The following is a 16,124-nucleotide window of genomic DNA, read 5'->3' as shown; positions in this document are numbered from 1 at the left end:
CAAAGGCCGCTGCGCATTCTATTCGACGATGAACACCTGACCGGTCAGGCACCCTTCGACCGACTTCGAGTAGGCCAGCCCGACGGCTTCATCCGAAACATGGGTGTGGCCGCGGAAAAAGCCGTCATATTTTTGTCTGGACGTTTCCAGAACCTCGGGGCTTACGGCGTTGATGCGGATGCCTCTGGGCATATCGACAGCGGCGCCTTTGACAAACCCGTCAATCGCGCCGTTGGCTGCGGCGGCTGCCGCGCCGCCCCTGATCGGGTCACGGTTCAGAACGCCGCTGGTCAAAGTAAATGAACCGCCGTCATTCATGTAATCAAACCCGGCAAGCACCAGATTGACCTGCGACATGACCTTGCCGTTTATGCCTTTCAGGAAATCCTTGGTCGTCATGTCCTTGACCGGTCCGAAATGGCCATGTCCGACGGCACAAACCATGGCATCAATTTTTCCGACGCGCTGACATAAAGCCTGAATGCTTGAAATATCCTCAATGTCGGCCTGAATGTCGCCGCTGGTTTTGCCGACAGTCACGACATCGTGCCTGCCCGACAATGCCTGGACCGCCGTTCTGCCAACTGCGCCACTGGCGCCGATAATCACGATTTTCATGAGCGTTTCCCTTGATCTGTTTATTGGAGCAGCAACGCGTGTCAGGGCGTCAGCAGCTTGGTGAAAAGTGTTGTCAGGTAGTCTGTTGCGTCGTCATAAGATGATCGTCCTTCCAGCAGAACCTGCACCTGGGCGTCAAAGTCGGCGTAGTGCTGGGTTGTGGCCCAGATGGAAAAGATCAGGTGTTTCGGATCAAATTTTGCAAGTTTTCCCGCATCCATCCACTGCTGGATGATAGCGCATTTATCGTCGAACAGGGGCTTCAGGCTGGATTGCAAATGCGGGCCCATGCGCGGCGCGCCCTGCAGAATTTCGTTTGCGAACAGGCGGCTTTCGCGCGGCAGGTCACGCGCCATTTCCAGCTTTCGCGTGATATAGGCAAGCAATTCCGGCAACGGATCGCCATCCGCATTCAATTTGTGCAACGGGTCAAGCCACGTATCCATCAACTGGTTCAGCAGGGTGATGTGAATGGATTCCTTGCCGTCAAAGTAATACAGGATGTTGGGTTTGCTCAGACCGGCGGCTTCGGCGATCTGGTCCAGTGTGGCCCCGCGGTATCCATGCTGGGAAAACACGTCCAGCGCAGCATCCAGAATAACCATCCGGTTGCGTTTCTGGATGCGGCTTGGCTGTTTTCGGTCGTCCGGCAACGTTGAATCGGGCATTATGACATCCGGGTCCTGATTGAAACTGAGGCAATACCCCAAATGTGCCCAGCTTCGAACATGGAATGTCCAAGTCGAACCTTGACAGTGGGTACCCTAACCGCAATCGTGGCTTTACCAAATGGTAAAATTATTGGGCCGGAAATGAGTGTACACTGCTTCTGTCTTGGATGGTTTTCGGTATGAACAGGCTGCCTGCGAAAGCAACACAGCTGATCGATGATGATCTGGTGCGGGTTACGCGGTTTGATTTCGAGGCCGGAGCCGAAACAGGATGGCACACGCATGCAATGGATTATGTGATCACCGCGATCACGACGTGCCAGATGCAACTGGAAGAGCCGGGTGGTAACATACGCTCTGTCACTGTTGCGCAGGGCGAGGCGTACCGCCGCAACGCGGGCGTGGAACATAATGTGATCAACGCCGGGTCTGCCCCGATGGCGTTTGTGGAAATAGAATTGAAATAAGGCGAGGATGATATGGCAGCCCCCGGCGAGAATCTGAAAATCAACGGCGACCGTCTTTGGGACAGCCTGATGGAGATGGCCAAGATCGGCCCAGGTGTCGCCGGCGGTAACAACCGTCAGACCCTGACAGACGAAGATGGCGAAGGCCGTGCGCTTTTTCAGAAGTGGTGCGAAGACGCAGGCTGTTCCATGGGGCTGGACACTATGGGTAATATGTTCGCCCGCCGCGAAGGTGCTGATCCTGATGCGCTGCCGGTCTATGTGGGATCGCATCTGGATACCCAGCCCACGGGCGGCAAATATGACGGCGTTCTGGGCGTTTTGGGCGGGCTGGAAATCTTGCGTACGCTGAATGATCTGGGGATCAAGACCAAACACCCCATCGTTGTCACGAACTGGACGAACGAGGAAGGTACGCGTTACGCGCCCGCCATGCTGTCCAGCGGTGTGTTTGCAGGCATACATTCCGAAGACTGGGCCAAGGCCCGCGTCGATGCCGATGGAAAATCCTTTGGCGATGAACTCAAACGCATTGGCTGGCAGGGGGATGAACCCGTCGGCGCGCGCAAGATGCACGCGTTTTTTGAACTGCACATCGAACAGGGCCCGATTCTGGAAGCGGAAGGCAAGGATATCGGCGTTGTCACCCACGGGCAGGGTCTTTCATGGACGCAGATCACCATTACCGGAAAGGATTCCCATACCGGCAGTACGCCGATGCCGATGCGCAAGAATGCCGGGCTGGGCATGGCGCGTGTGCTGGAACTTGTCGATGAGATCGCGTGGTCACACGCGCCACACGCGGTTGGCGCCGCAGGGCATATCGATGTCTACCCGAATTCGCGCAACGTGATCCCGGGCAAGGTGGTCTTTACGGTTGATCTGCGATCCCCCGAAATCAAGGTGATCGAGGATATGGAGGCGCGGTTGAAATCGGGCGCGCGGAAAATCTGCGATGATATGGGGTTGGGCATCGAAATGGAAAAGGTCGGCGGATTTGATCCGGTGACGTTTGACGACACCTGTGTCACAGCTGTACGCAATGCGGCAGAAAGATTGGGTTATTCCCATATGAACCTGATTTCCGGCGCGGGGCATGATGCCTGCTGGATCAATCAGGTGTCGCCGACAGCAATGGTCATGTGCCCCTGTGTTGATGGTCTGAGCCATAACGAGGCCGAAGAAATTTCGAAAGACTGGGCCACAGCGGGGGCCGATGTACTGATGCACGCTGTTGTCGAAACAGCAGAGATTGTAGAGTGATGTTCGCAGTCAAAACCTGTGGCTTACTGATTCAGGGAGACAAAACATGAGCATGGTCCGATTGATCCCGCTTTTTGCAGCCGGCCTCGCGCTAAGCGCCTGTGGTGATCCTTACAATGGCGTCTACATTCCCAGAGCGGTCGAACGGGGATACGTATCGCAGCTGGCGCGCAGCGCGCTGCCGGTCAATCAGGATTTGAGCCAGGTGGTGCGCGGTGTCGAAGACCGATGTTACTATATCCTGATGGAAGGCACGGCGAGGGGGTATCTGGCTCCGGTTCTGAACCCGTATCATCGTGCCACTCCGGTGTGCGACCCGGTCACCACAACACAATAACGCGGCACCGGCCGCACAGAGGGGAGAATGAAAATGACAAAGGTCATCAAGAACGGCACCGTCTGCACAGCAGATCGCAGCTGGAAAGCCGACGTGCTGATCGAAGGCGAAACCATCAAGGAAATCGGCGAGAACCTGAGCGGGGACGAGTATATCGATGCCGAAGGCGCCTATGTGATCCCCGGCGGGATCGATCCGCATACCCATCTGGAAATGCCGTTCATGGGCACCACTGCCGCCGAAACCTTTGAATCCGGCACCTGGGCCGCCGCCGTGGGCGGCACAACGATGGTTGTCGATTTCTGCCTGCCGGGGGCGGATGGCAGCATCAAGAACGCGATCAACGAATGGCACCGCAAATCCGCGCCGCAAATCTGTTCCGATGTCGGCTATCACATGGCGATCACCGGCTGGAACGAGGATGTGTTCAATGAAATGAAAGACGCCGTGGATATGGGCGTGAACTCGTTCAAGCATTTCATGGCCTACAAGGGCGCGCTGATGATCGAGGACGATGAAATGTTCGCGTCCTTCAAGCGCTGCGCCGAACTGGGTGCGCTGCCGATGGTGCATGCCGAAAACGGTGATCTGGTTGCGGAAATGCAGCAGAAATACTTTGATCAGGGCATCACCGGGCCAGAGGGCCATGCCTATTCCCGCCCGCCCGAATTCGAAGGCGAAGCTGCCAACCGCGCCATCACCATCGCAGATGCGGCGGGGGTGCCGCTTTACGTCGTTCACGTGTCCTGCGAACAGGCGCACGAGGCGATCCGGCGGGCCCGCCAAAAGGGGATGCGCGTTTACGGAGAGCCTCTGATCCAGTTCCTGACGCTGGATGAAAGCGAATACTTCAACAAGGATTGGGACCACGCCGCGCGCCGTGTGATGTCGCCGCCGTTCCGCTCAAAAGATCATCAGGACAGCCTGTGGGCGGGTTTGCAGGCGGGATCTCTGCAGGTGGTGGCCACCGATCATGCCGCCTTTAACACCGAACAGAAACGTGCGGGCCGCGATGATTTCCGGATCATTCCGAACGGATCGAACGGGCTGGAAGAACGTCTGGCGGTTCTGTGGACCGAAGGCGTGGAAACCGGCCGTCTGACGCCCAATGAATTCGTCGCCGTGACCAGCACGAATGTCGCGAAGATCCTGAACATCTATCCGAAAAAGGGTGCGATCGTCGAAGGCGCGGATGCCGATATCGTGGTGTGGGATCCCAAGCTGAGCAAAACGATCAGCCCCGCAAACCACCATTCTGTTCTGGATTACAACGTGTTCGAAGGGTTCAAGGTGAACGCACAGTCGCGCTATACCCTAAGCCGCGGCGAAGTGATCTGGGCCTGGGGCCAGAACAGCCAGCCGCAGCCGGGCCGCGGACGGTTTGTGCCGCGCCCCGCCTTTGCATCGGCGTCGGTCGCGCTCAGCAAGTGGAAGGCGCTGACCGCCCCGAAAATGATCCAGCGCGACCCCCTGAACATTCCGGCGGGAATCTGAGCGCAATACCGGCACGCAAGGACACATGAATTGACCTCAAATACCGTTATCAGCGCGCGCAATCTGGACCTGACATTCCAAACCAACGATGGTCCGGTGCACGCGTTGAAAGATGTGTCCCTGGACATTGAAAAAGGCGATTTTGTGAGCTTTATCGGCCCCTCAGGCTGCGGCAAAACCACGTTTCTGCGGGTGATGGCCGATCTGGAACAGCCCACGGGCGGAACGATCAGCATCAACGGCACTTCGCCCGAACAGGCCCGCAAGGCCCGCGCCTACGGGTATGTTTTTCAGGCTGCGGGCCTTTATCCTTGGCGCACAATCGGCGGCAACATCCGCCTGCCGCTGGAGATTATGGGCTATGACGCGGCTGATATGGCGGCCCGCGTCGCGCGTGTTCTGGATCTTGTCGAACTGGGCGGATTTGAAAAGAAATATCCCTGGCAATTGTCGGGCGGCATGCAGCAACGTGCCTCTATCGCGCGGGCACTGGCCTTTGATGCCGATCTGTTGCTGATGGATGAACCCTTTGGCGCGCTTGATGAAATCGTACGTGACCATCTGAACGAACAGTTGCTGCATCTGTGGGAACGCACCGGCAAGACCATTGCGTTTGTCACCCATTCTATTCCCGAAGCGGTGTATCTCAGTACCAAGATCGTGGTCATGTCGCCGCGCCCGGGACGGATCACCGATGTGATCAACAGCCCGCTGCCCAAAGAGAGGCCACTGGATATCCGGGACACGCCGGAGTTTCTTGAGGTTGCGCATCGCGTGCGCGAAGGCCTGCGCGCGGGGCATGGCGATGAGGTTTAGCGTGCCGGAAAAACACCCTGTCCTTTTGTATCCAGGATCGCCGGGACAGGGTGCCTTCACTTGTCACGGTCATCGGCTCTCCAGCCTGTACCGCCTGGCCAGGGAACACGATAAGTCCTTCATTTGTCTTAAAGTACTCATTCTTTTCCGTCAGATCATGCGCTTTTCGGTAAGGGCAGGTGCCTCCGGCGGGAGTAGTTTTGGACAAATGAAAGCGGAGACAGGCACATGACGCGGTCGCTGTTGCCTGTGCTGACTGTCGTATCGGCGATTTTTGCGATGTGGTATGTCGCATCGGTTTTTTTGAACGCACCGTGGGCCTATGACAACGCGGCGCGCGCCGGCGTTGAACTGAGTACGGCAGAACTGATTGCCGATACCTGGGCGCAGGACAAACCGAAGCTGCCGGCACCGCATCAGGTCGCGGTCGAATTATGGCAGACCACGGTCGAGAAAAAAGTCACGTCAAAACGGTCCCTGATCTATCATGCTTGGATCTCTTTTTCATCGACGATGCTGGGGTTCGTTTTGGGCACGTTGCTGGGGATCGCGCTGGCGGTCGGGATTGTGTTCAACCGCACGATGGACATGAGCGTGATGCCATGGGTGATCGCGAGTCAGACCATTCCGATTCTGGCCATCGCGCCGATGATCATCGTCGTTCTGAATGCCGTGGGGATTTCCGGATTGCTGCCCAAGGCGGTGATTTCGATGTATCTGTCTTTTTTTCCGGTGGTGGTCGGCATGGTCAAGGGTTTGCGCAGTCCTTCTGTCATGCAGCTTGACCAGATGCGGACGTGGAATGCGTCGCCCGCACAGACATTCTGGCGTCTGCGTTTTCCGTCATCGATGCCCTATCTTTTTACCTCGCTCAAGATTGCGATGGCTGCGTCGCTGGTGGGGGCGATTGTTGGTGAATTGCCCACCGGGGCCGTTGCCGGATTGGGCGCACGCCTGCTGGCGGGCAGTTATTACGGCCAGACCATCCAGATCTGGAGCGCGCTGATCATGGCGGCGGCCCTTGCCGCGGCCCTTGTCGGGATAATCGGTGTTTTGCAGCGCATCACGTTGCGCCGCATGGGGATGGCGTGATGGGCTGGCTTGTTTTCGGAGCGCTGTTCTGGATTGGCGGGTGGGCGCTGAATGTGTGGCTGGCTGGACAACCGCGTACGTCTTTTACACGGCTGGCGGTGCCCGTTGTGTTTGGCGTGACGTTGATCGTGATCTGGGAAAGCGTTGTCCGCGGGCTGGAGATCAGTCCCGTTCTGTTGCCGTCGCCTTCTGCCATTGCCGTGCGGTTTGCAGCCTCGACCGCCATTTTGTGGGAAGATTTTGTACAAACCGTGCTGAAAGGTGCACTGAGCGGCTATGTCATCGGGTGCGGGTCCGCCTTTTTGCTGGCGATCTGGATCGATCGCTATCCGTTCCTGCAACGCGGGCTTTTGCCGGTTGGCAATTTCGTCGCGGCTTTGCCGATCATCGGGATGGCGCCCATTCTGGTGATGTGGTTCGGATTTGACTGGCAGTCAAAGGCGGCAGTTGTTGTGGTCATGGTGTTCTTTCCGATGCTGGTAAATACCGTGCAGGGCCTGCAGGATACCGATGCCATGCAGCGCGATCTGATGCGGACCTATGCGGCGGGGTACTGGCGCACCCTGCTGAAACTGCGATTGCCCGCTGCCATGCCATTTATCTTTAACGGTTTGAAAATCGGGAGTACATTGGCACTGATCGGAGCAATCGTTGCCGAATTCTTCGGATCGCCGACGCGGGGCATGGGATTTCGGATTTCCACCTCTGTCGGGCAATTGGCCATGGATCTGGTGTGGGCGGAAATTGTTGTCGCGGCGCTGGCAGGGTCCGCCTTTTACGGGGCGGTTGCACTGATGGAGAGGGCGGTTACATTCTGGCATCCGTCGCAGCGCCGGTAAAAAACAGCGGCGCGTTGCGAACAAAGACACGAAACAAAAAACAACCAACAAGGAGAGTATCATGAAGACAATCACAAAAACGCTGGGCATTGCCGCTTTGGGCGCATGGGGCAGTATGGCCCATGCCGCCGATGATCTGACATTGCAACTGAAGTGGGTCACACAGGCGCAGTTTGCGGGCTATTACGTGGCGCTGGATCAGGGCTTTTACGAAGAAGAAGATCTGAACGTCACGATCAAACCAGGCGGACCGGATATCGCTCCGGTTCAGGTCTTGCTGGGCGGTGGCGCCGATGTGATGGTCGATTGGGGCCCGTCGGCTTTGGCCGCGCGTGAAAAGGGCGCGCCGATCGTCAATATCGCGCAGCCGTTTGCATCGTCCGGTCTGATGCTGACCTGCCTGAAGGAACACAACATCAATTCGCCCGAGGATTTTCCGGGTAAAACCCTGGGAACGTGGTTCTTTGGCAATGAAATCCCGTTGCTCAGCTGGATGGGCAAGCTGGGATACGCCACAGACGGGTCCGAGGGCGGTGTGACCATTCAGAAAATCAACTTTAACGTTGATCCGCTGCTGCAAAAGCAGGTCGAATGCGCAACCACCATGACCTATAATGAGTACTGGCAGGTGATTGATGCCGGCTTGACGCCCGATGATCTGGTGGTCTTCAAATACGAAGACGAAGGTATTTCTACGCTTGAAGACGGCCTGTACGTCACTGAAGAAACGCTTGCCGATGAGGCAAAGGCAGACCAGCTTGTCCGGTTTGTGCGTGCGTCGATGAAAGGCTGGAAATGGGCCGAGGAAAACCCGGATGCCGCCGCGGATATCGTGCTGGAATATGACAACACCGGTGCCCAGACCGAAAAGCACCAGCGCCGCATGATGGGCGAAATCGCAAAGCTGACCGCAGGGTCGAACGGAACGCTGGATCCGGCCGCTTTTGACCGGACTGTCGCGATCACCATGGAAGGTGGCATGATCACCAAAGCGCCCGAAGGCGCGTGGACTCATGCGATTACGGACAAAGCGCTGAACTAAAGCGAAGCAAACGCAAGAAAGGGCCCGTCAGATCGACGGGCCCTTTTCTATTGGGGACTGTCCGCTGGTCCGTTTACAGAACGGTTACCACTGTTCCGACAGGCACGCGTTCATAAAGATCGGCGACATGTTCGTTCAGCATCCGGATGCACCCGTTTGATACGGATTGCCCGATTGTGTTTGGCTGGGTCGTTCCGTGGATGCGGAAATAGGTGTCTACTCCGTTCTGAAACAGATAGAGCGCCCGCGCGCCCAAGGGGTTTCCGGGGCCACCGGGCATGATGTAATCATTGTCGATGAACTGCGTATAGAGATGGGGATCGCGTTCGATCATCTCTTCGGTCGGCCGCCATGTCGGCCATTCCTTTTTCACGTCGATTGTGGCGCTGCCGGTAAACTCAAGCCCTGCTTTGCCCACGCCCACGCCATAGCGGATGGCCTTGCGTTGTTCGGTCACGAAATACAGGTAGTAGGATCGTGGCAGGATCAGCAGTTGACCGGGTTGGAATTCTTTCTTGATCCTGACCTCTTGTGGTGTGGGATCAAAAACAACGTCTTGCGAAAAACCGATTTGTGGCAGTGTACTGGCGGCAATACCGGTTCCCAAAAATAAGCGACGGGAAATCATTATAAGCAATCCTTCTAAAACACCCCTCGACTTTTATGTGTCGGGCAGGGGTTCAAAATCAAGGTTTGTTCAGGATAACCGCTTGCCGACTGTTGCAAAAGAGGCATGACAACGATGTGAACATACTGTCGCGAGTGAGCCTAGGGTAGTCCTGCGGGCACATGAAGGCGCGTAACCGAAGCTGCGGATTTACCCTGCATTTTGACGACAAACAGTTCTCCGTAATTCTGTGGCGCGGGATCCTGCGCCCCCAGTTCGGACCATAGCGCGCGCAGGTTATCCTTGTTTCCCACCCATAGAACGGTGCCGTCGGGGTGTTCCTGCGTCATGCGCGCGCCAGCATATTCCTTTGGGATCAGGGTAATGGGCAAGCTTGTTGCCTGCGACAGCGGCTCTGCCGTGGCAATGTTACGCGCGATATCGGGGCTGTAGATGGCATCCAGATCATAGGCAGCGACAGCCGCAGGCAGGTTTTTCGCACGCACCTGTCCCTTTGAGCTTAATTCATCCCCGGAACGATCCGCATGGCGCAATGCAAGGATCGTTGTTTGTGCATCATCGGGAATAACCGGAAGGGTACAAGCACCACAGATGGCGGCGAACAGAAGGGCAGTAAGAAAACGTAGGGACAGCATGAAACAGGGGACCGGAAAAAATCTTGATCAATCCCGGTACTCTGCCACATTTTGTCCGATAGTCAAAATCTCGCGCGGTTCCTGCACTTTTGGACGGTGAAGCCGTTGCCCCGCACCGCGTTTCAGAACGCCATAGACGGTTGGCGCATATGGTCAGGTTTCGCTCTGTTCTACAAATTCGCGGTCTGCTTCGGGTACATCCAGGGTCGACCATGTTTCATCGCGCGGAGGCGACGGGGGTTCGGCGCAGGCGCGTTTGTGAATGGTCACCTTGGCCATGAAATTGGCCGAAATCGGTGCTGTGACGAACAGGAACGCCATGATCAACAACTCGTGCAGGGACCCTTCGCCAAAGGTGAAAGAATGGATCATCGATGCCAGCAACAGGGCACCAACACCCACCGTGCCCACCTTGGTGGGGGCGTGAAGCCGTGTCATGGAATCATTGAACTTGAGCAGGCCGATCGAACCGACAAGTGTAAAGAACGCCCCGATCACAAGGCAGACAGCCACGGCATAAGTCAGGAAATCTTCTACCGTCATTCTATGATGTCCCCGCGCAATACGAACCGGGCATAGGCCACTGTAGAAACGAACCCCAGCATGGCAATGATCAGCGAAACCTCGAAGTAAACCCGCGTGCCTTGCCCTATTCCCAACAGCACGATCAGGCCAATGGCATTTACCACCATGGTATCAAGCGCCAGAATGCGATCACCGGTATCGGGCCCGATTACCAGCCGGATCATGGCCATAAGCTGTGCCAGCGCAACTGCGACAAACGCAATGATTAGCGCAGTATTCATGACATCGGTTGCAAGGGTCATGTGAAAATCTCCTTGAGACGGCGTTCATAACGGTTCTTGATCTCGTCTCGTACAGCGTCGGGATCATTGGTATCCAGCGCGTGTACCAGCAGGCTGTGCCCTTCATTGGACAGGTCTGCCGAAACGGTACCGGGCGTCAGTGTGATGGTTCCCGCGAGGATTGTAATGGCTTCGGGCGTGCGCAGGTCCAGCGGTACGATCACCCAGGCCGGGCGCAGTTTGGAATTGGGGCGCGTCAGGACAATCCATGCCACCTGAACGTTGGCCACCATAATGTCCCACATCACAATCATGACATAGCCGATCATCCGGCCCATTCGGAATCCCTCGGGCCGGTCAGGCCACCAGACCGAGGTTCCCAAGGGTATGATAATCCCGAGGATCAGGCCAAACACAATCATGCCCGCCGAAACATCGTTTTGCAGCAGGGTCCAGACGACGGCCAGCAACAGAGTCAAAAGCGGGTGCGGTAACAGCCAGTGGAATGCTTTGATCATGTCAATTGGCCTCCTTGGGTGTGCTGAGTTTACCGGGGGTGTCCAATACTGTCGAAATATAGGGTTCCGGTGCAAAAAGTTGCGCGGAAGTTGCGGCCATGTAGCGCTGCACCGGTCCGGCAAAGACGGTATGCGCGACCAGCAAGCCCAAAAGCCCGCCAACGGCCACATATGACAATATCGCGGGTGAGGGGGGGAGAGGTTCGTCCTCGGGGCGCTCGATGCTTTGCGCCTTCCAGAACACGATGCTGCCTGCACGGGCAAACCCGACGACGCTGATAAGGCTGGCCGACAGAACGATGGCCCAAATCCAGACCATTGCCGGCGTGGAATAGGCTGCATCAAGGATCATCAGCTTGCCCACAAATCCCGACAAAGGCGGCAGACCTGCCATCGCGATCGCCGCGACAAAGAACAAACCGGCGGTCAGGGCCGCCCCCCCGACAGGAGGGGCCGCCACCAGATCTACGTTGGCGCGCCCCGTGCGGACAAGATCGACGATCAGGAACAGCGCGCCCGCGGCCAATGTCGAATGGACGATATAATACAAGGCTGCTGCGATGCTGTCGGGCGTGAACATGGCAATCGCGACCATGACCATTCCCATCGATCCGATAACGGCAAAGGCCACAAGGCGGTCAAGCTTGCCTGCCGCCAGTACTCCAACCATCCCGATGGCCAGCGAAATAAGCGCCGCTGGCAGAAGCAAAGCGCTGTGCAAATCCGCCGTCACCGCAAGATCGGGTGGAAAAACGATCGTATAGACCCGGATGATCGCATAGGCACCCACCTTGGTCATGATGGCAAACAGGGCTGCAACAGGTGCCGGGGCTTCTGCATAGCTTGACGGAAGCCAGAAATGCAGCGGCACGACCGCTGCCTTGATGGCAAAGACCAGCAACAGCAGAATGGCGGCAACCCTGATGCCGACCGTGGTGTCAGCACTGACCAGATTTACGCGCTGCGCCAGATCGGCCATGTTCAGAGTGCCGGTTTCCGCATAGATCGCGCCCAGTGCAAACAGGAACAGGGTGGACCCCAGAAGGTTGAACAGCACGTATTGCACCCCCGCCCGCAACCTGACATTGCCGCCAGCGTGGATCATCAAACCATAGGATGCGATCAGAAGTACTTCGAAAAAGACGAAAAGGTTGAACAGGTCGCCGGTCAGAAACGCACCCATGATGCCCATCAGCTGGAACTGGAACAGCGCGTGAAAATGCCGTCCGCGGTCATCCCATCTCGATCCGATGGAATATAGCAGCACAAACAGCGCAAGCACCGCGGTCAGCAGCACCATCAACGTGGAAAGCCGGTCAGCGACCAGCACAATGCCGAAAGGCGCAGCCCAATCACCCAGTTGATAAAGCGTGATCGTGCCATCGGATGCCTGCCAGGCAAGACCTGCGGCAATGGCGATCACCATCGAGACGCCGGCTATCGAAAAGACCCGCTGGATGCCGATATGATATCGTGCGGCCAACACGATAAACGGGGCCAGAATGGCGGGCAGGATAACGGGGGCGATGATCCAGTGAATCATGTCGCGTCCTCCGTCCTGGTCAAAGATGCGTCCGAAGGCGGTTCAATCTGATCGTCCACATGGTCATCGTCCGAGCCGAGATAAGCGCCCAGCGCAATCATGACGACAACAGCCGTCATCCCGAAGGAAATCACAATCGCAGTCAGAACCAGTGCCTGCGGCAGCGGATCAGTATAGGTTGAAACGCCTTCCGTCAGGATCGGTGGGGCCGCCACCGTCAACCGGCCAGACGCAAACAGAAACACATTGACCGCATAAGTCAGCAGCGACACGCCAAGGATCACAGGAAACGTGCGCAACCGGAACACCAGATACAATCCGGCGGCAGTCAGAATGCCGATGGCAGAGGCGACAAGAAGTTCCATTCTACACCTCCTTCTGCGCGAGGCGCAGGTCGGCTTGTGGGTCGTCCCGTGACGGGTCGATATCCATCGGGTGATCGCTGTCGGGAACGTGCGCACGCCGTGCTAGGCGCGAAAAACTTTCCAGTGACAACATGACGGCACCGACCACGGCCAGAAAAACACCCAGATCAAAGGCTGCTGCCGTGGCCAGTTCGAACTTTTCAAAGGGTGGGATGCGGACATAGGTGAAATCCGATGTCAGGAATGGTTTGGTGAAGAACCACGATCCGATACCGGTCAACCCCGCCACCAGAACACCGGCACCAATGACGCCGTGATAGGGATAGCGCAACCTGTCCGAAGCCCAGTTGAAACCGCTGGCCATGTACTGCATGACCACCGCGATCGATACCACCAGACCGGCAATAAAGCCGCCACCGGGTTCGTTGTGACCGCGCAGGAAAATGTAGAATCCGACCATCAGAACAACCGGCATGATGACCCGCGTCAGCACAACCATCATCATCGGGTGCATGTCTCCCGAGCGTGGCTGGTCGGGCTTGCGGTTCAGCAGGCGCGCCCGGACAGGTCCGGACAATAGCGTTTCGGTCAATGCATAGATCAGCAGTGCGGCAATCCCCAGAACGATGATTTCGCCATAGGTGTCAAATCCGCGGAAATCGACCAGAATAACGTTCACAACGTTCGTGCCGCCGCCACCCTTGTAGGAATTGGCAAGGTGGAACTCCGAAATCGGTGTCGTGACGGCATCGCGCAGCAGGTAATGATAGGAAAGCGCCATTGCGCACAGGCCGCCGGCCACGGCAATGAATGTATCGCGCGTGCGGCGCAACACAGTGCTTTCGACCGGTGTGCGATTTGGCAGAAAGTTCAGCGCCAGAAGCAGCAGGATGATCGTGACCACTTCTACGGTGATCTGGGTCATCGCCAGATCGGGCGCGCTGAAATAGACAAACCCGATCGAAACGACCAGACCGACGATTGCGATCAGGATCAGCGATAGCATGCGGTTGCGGTGCAGGAACACCAGACCGCAGGTTGCAGCCACCAGCATCAGCCAACCCAGGATTGGAATCGGGCCCGAAGGTTGCATGATCCGCGTCGCGCTGCCGACGGTCCCGGTTGTCCAGGCGTAGAACCCTGCGCTTAGAACGGTCACAGCCATAATCGCGCCATAGCGAGAAAACGCACCATCGTGCAGCGTGTTGATGACACGCTGCGCCAGCCCGACGACTGCAGTAATAATCGCGTCGAAAATAACCTTGGCTTCTGGCCGGGGGGCGGCATCCCACATTCTCAGGGCCGGGCGGTAGGCGGCAAGCAACAGCAAGCCGCCGACCGTCGCAACAATCGACATGTAAAGGGCAGGTACCAGACCATGCCAGATTTTCAGATAGGCTTTTGGCATTTCGGCGGCGTCACCCAATACGGCTGCAGTGACAAGGCGCACCAGCGGCTCTGCCAGAAACGGCGCCACGCCGATGGCAACAACCAGAATAACCAGAATTGCAGGTGGCAACCAAAGCCCCGAGCCGGGATCATGAGGCTGCGCCGGATAATCGTCGCGGACCGGCCCCAGAAACACGTGCCCGATCAGCCGGAAGCAATAGGCGGCAGAAAAAAGCGAACCCAGAACCGCAAGTCCGGGCACCAGCCACCACGTGTTGAACAGGACGGTGTGCGTTGTTTCCTCAAGCATCATTTCCTTGGACAAGAAGCCGTTCAGCAACGGGATACCAGCCATGGAAAGGGCCGCCAGTGTCGCAATGCCGAAGGTCACGGGCATCAGGTGGCGTAACCCGCCAAGCCTGCGGATATCGCGGGTGTGGGTTTCATGATCAATGATGCCTGCGGACATGAACAACGCAGCCTTGAATGTTGCATGGTTCAGAATGTGGAACACGGCAGCCATAGCGCCGAACGCGGTTCCCGTGCCCAGCAACATGGTGATCAGGCCCAGGTGGCTGACGGTTGAGAACGCGAGCAGCGCCTTCAGGTCATGTTTGAACAGCGCAATCACAGCCCCCAGCACCATCGTGACCAAGCCGGCCGTGGTGACAATGACGAACCATTCCGGCGTGCCCGAAAGCACCGGCCACATACGGGCCATCAGAAATATTCCGGCCTTCACCATCGTTGCGGAATGCAGATAGGCCGATACCGGGGTCGGCGCGGCCATGGCGTGGGGCAACCAGAAGTGAAAAGGAAACTGCGCGGATTTGGTGAAACAGCCCAGCAGGATCAGGATCAGGGCGGGCAGATACAAGGGCGAAGCCTGGATCAGTTCACGGTTCTGCAAGATCACGCTCAGATCATAACTACCCGCGATCTGGCCCAGAATAAGCATGCCACCAATCATCGCCAGCCCGCCCATGCCGGTCACAGCCAGCGCCATACGGGCGCCTTGCCGCCCTTCGGGCAGATGTTTCCAATACCCGATCAACAAGAAGGATGAAAGCGACGTAAGTTCCCAGAAAATCAGTAATAGCAGTATGTTATCGCTTAGAACGATGCCGACCATCGCGCCCTGAAACAACAGCAGATAGGTAAAGAATTCGCCCATATTGTCCTCGCGCGCGAGATAAAAACGCGCATAGGCAATAATCAGCAATCCGATGCCAAGGATAAGACCGGCAAAAAAGAACCCCAACCCGTCCAGCATCAACGTAAAGTTCAGCCCGAGCGAGGGAATCCAATCGGCCCGTGCCATCACGAAATCGCCGGCAAGGACCGTCGGCAGATTGGTGAGCAATCCGATAAATGCCGCGAGTGAGACGGTGAAGGTGACGCCTGCACAAGCCTGGCGTCCAGCGGAATTCATCAACCCGGGCAAGAGCGCGCCCAGAAAGGGCAGGGCAACGACAAGGAAAAGAGACACGTGAACTCCTGATCTGTGGGCCGGACAGTTTCCCCTATTTGTGACAGTTTGCGCGCAACCTCAAGAGAAACCGACAAAAACTGTCATGAATTCATGCCCTGTCTTTGTGACA

At 57.0% G+C, this 16,124-nt stretch carries 18 protein-coding genes; 8 read left to right on the top strand and 10 right to left on the bottom strand.

The genetic code is table 11. From position 1 onward, the window contains the following. Positions 1 to 18 precede the first annotated feature (18 nt). Complete coding sequence (locus C1J05_RS17585; protein WP_114871387.1) at positions 19 to 618, bottom strand: short chain dehydrogenase; 600 nt, start codon at positions 616 to 618, stop codon at positions 19 to 21. Positions 619 to 659: 41 nt separating this feature from the next. Then, entirely contained in the window at positions 660 to 1,286 is a 627-nt protein-coding gene (locus C1J05_RS17580) for a TetR family transcriptional regulator C-terminal domain-containing protein (RefSeq protein ID WP_114871386.1), read from the bottom strand. A 182-nt stretch (positions 1,287 to 1,468) separates the two neighbouring features. Here C1J05_RS17580 and C1J05_RS17575 point away from each other — a divergent pair, with 182 nt between their 5' ends. From C1J05_RS17575 to C1J05_RS17540, 8 genes are all read left to right on the top strand, one after another. Further along, entirely contained in the window at positions 1,469 to 1,756 is a 288-nt protein-coding gene (locus tag C1J05_RS17575) for a cupin domain-containing protein (RefSeq protein WP_114872421.1), read from the top strand. A gap of 12 nt (positions 1,757 to 1,768) precedes the next feature. Continuing rightward, entirely contained in the window at positions 1,769 to 3,019 is a 1,251-nt protein-coding gene (locus C1J05_RS17570) for a Zn-dependent hydrolase (RefSeq protein WP_114871385.1), read from the top strand. Between the two features lie 46 nt (positions 3,020 to 3,065). Further along, complete coding sequence (locus tag C1J05_RS17565) at positions 3,066 to 3,356, top strand: hypothetical protein (protein ID WP_114871384.1); 291 nt, start codon at positions 3,066 to 3,068, stop codon at positions 3,354 to 3,356. A 33-nt stretch (positions 3,357 to 3,389) separates the two neighbouring features. Further along, positions 3,390 to 4,850, top strand: coding sequence for a dihydropyrimidinase (gene hydA, locus C1J05_RS17560; protein ID WP_114871383.1), 1,461 nt, complete (start codon positions 3,390 to 3,392; stop codon positions 4,848 to 4,850). Between the two features lie 30 nt (positions 4,851 to 4,880). Then, entirely contained in the window at positions 4,881 to 5,666 is a 786-nt protein-coding gene (locus C1J05_RS17555; protein WP_114871382.1) for an ABC transporter ATP-binding protein, read from the top strand. A 228-nt stretch (positions 5,667 to 5,894) separates the two neighbouring features. After that, positions 5,895 to 6,758, top strand: a complete 864-nt coding sequence (locus C1J05_RS17550) for an ABC transporter permease (protein ID WP_114871381.1) — start codon at positions 5,895 to 5,897, stop codon at positions 6,756 to 6,758. After that, complete coding sequence (locus tag C1J05_RS17545) at positions 6,758 to 7,597, top strand: ABC transporter permease (protein ID WP_114871380.1); 840 nt, start codon at positions 6,758 to 6,760, stop codon at positions 7,595 to 7,597. Before C1J05_RS17550 ends, C1J05_RS17545 begins: the two co-directional genes overlap by 1 nt. A gap of 61 nt (positions 7,598 to 7,658) precedes the next feature. After that, on the top strand, positions 7,659 to 8,639 hold the full coding sequence (locus C1J05_RS17540; RefSeq protein ID WP_162798127.1) for an ABC transporter substrate-binding protein: 981 nt from the start codon (positions 7,659 to 7,661) through the stop codon (positions 8,637 to 8,639). A gap of 73 nt (positions 8,640 to 8,712) precedes the next feature. Here the strand turns inward: C1J05_RS17540 and C1J05_RS17535 are convergent, their stop codons facing one another. The 8 genes from C1J05_RS17535 to C1J05_RS17500 all read right to left on the bottom strand — a co-directional run bounded on the left by C1J05_RS17535 (position 8,713) and on the right by C1J05_RS17500 (position 16,012). Beyond that, entirely contained in the window at positions 8,713 to 9,267 is a 555-nt protein-coding gene (locus C1J05_RS17535; RefSeq protein ID WP_114871379.1) for a L,D-transpeptidase, read from the bottom strand. A 140-nt stretch (positions 9,268 to 9,407) separates the two neighbouring features. Further along, positions 9,408 to 9,902, bottom strand: coding sequence for a histidine phosphatase family protein (locus C1J05_RS17530; protein ID WP_114871378.1), 495 nt, complete (start codon positions 9,900 to 9,902; stop codon positions 9,408 to 9,410). Between the two features lie 153 nt (positions 9,903 to 10,055). Then, positions 10,056 to 10,445 (bottom strand): Na+/H+ antiporter subunit G, encoded by a 390-nt coding sequence (locus C1J05_RS17525; RefSeq protein ID WP_114871377.1) that lies wholly within the window; start codon positions 10,443 to 10,445, stop codon positions 10,056 to 10,058. Beyond that, positions 10,442 to 10,729 (bottom strand): K+/H+ antiporter subunit F, encoded by a 288-nt coding sequence (locus C1J05_RS17520; protein ID WP_114871376.1) that lies wholly within the window; start codon positions 10,727 to 10,729, stop codon positions 10,442 to 10,444. Before C1J05_RS17520 ends, C1J05_RS17525 begins: the two co-directional genes overlap by 4 nt. After that, on the bottom strand, positions 10,726 to 11,226 hold the full coding sequence (locus C1J05_RS17515) for a Na+/H+ antiporter subunit E (protein ID WP_114871375.1): 501 nt from the start codon (positions 11,224 to 11,226) through the stop codon (positions 10,726 to 10,728). The genes C1J05_RS17520 and C1J05_RS17515 overlap by 4 nt, the downstream gene beginning before the upstream one ends. A gap of 1 nt (position 11,227) precedes the next feature. After that, complete coding sequence (locus C1J05_RS17510) at positions 11,228 to 12,769, bottom strand: monovalent cation/H+ antiporter subunit D (RefSeq protein WP_114871374.1); 1,542 nt, start codon at positions 12,767 to 12,769, stop codon at positions 11,228 to 11,230. Next, positions 12,766 to 13,134, bottom strand: coding sequence for a Na+/H+ antiporter subunit C (locus tag C1J05_RS17505; RefSeq protein WP_114871373.1), 369 nt, complete (start codon positions 13,132 to 13,134; stop codon positions 12,766 to 12,768). Before C1J05_RS17505 ends, C1J05_RS17510 begins: the two co-directional genes overlap by 4 nt. A gap of 1 nt (position 13,135) precedes the next feature. After that, positions 13,136 to 16,012 (bottom strand): monovalent cation/H+ antiporter subunit A, encoded by a 2,877-nt coding sequence (locus tag C1J05_RS17500; protein ID WP_114871372.1) that lies wholly within the window; start codon positions 16,010 to 16,012, stop codon positions 13,136 to 13,138. Positions 16,013 to 16,124: the final 112 nt, after the last annotated feature.

This window comes from Sulfitobacter sp. JL08 (assembly GCF_003352045.1).
Classification (GTDB): domain Bacteria; phylum Pseudomonadota; class Alphaproteobacteria; order Rhodobacterales; family Rhodobacteraceae; genus JL08.
The sequence above is the reverse complement of the archived record's forward strand: the minus strand, read 5'-3'. Positions and strand labels throughout refer to the sequence as shown.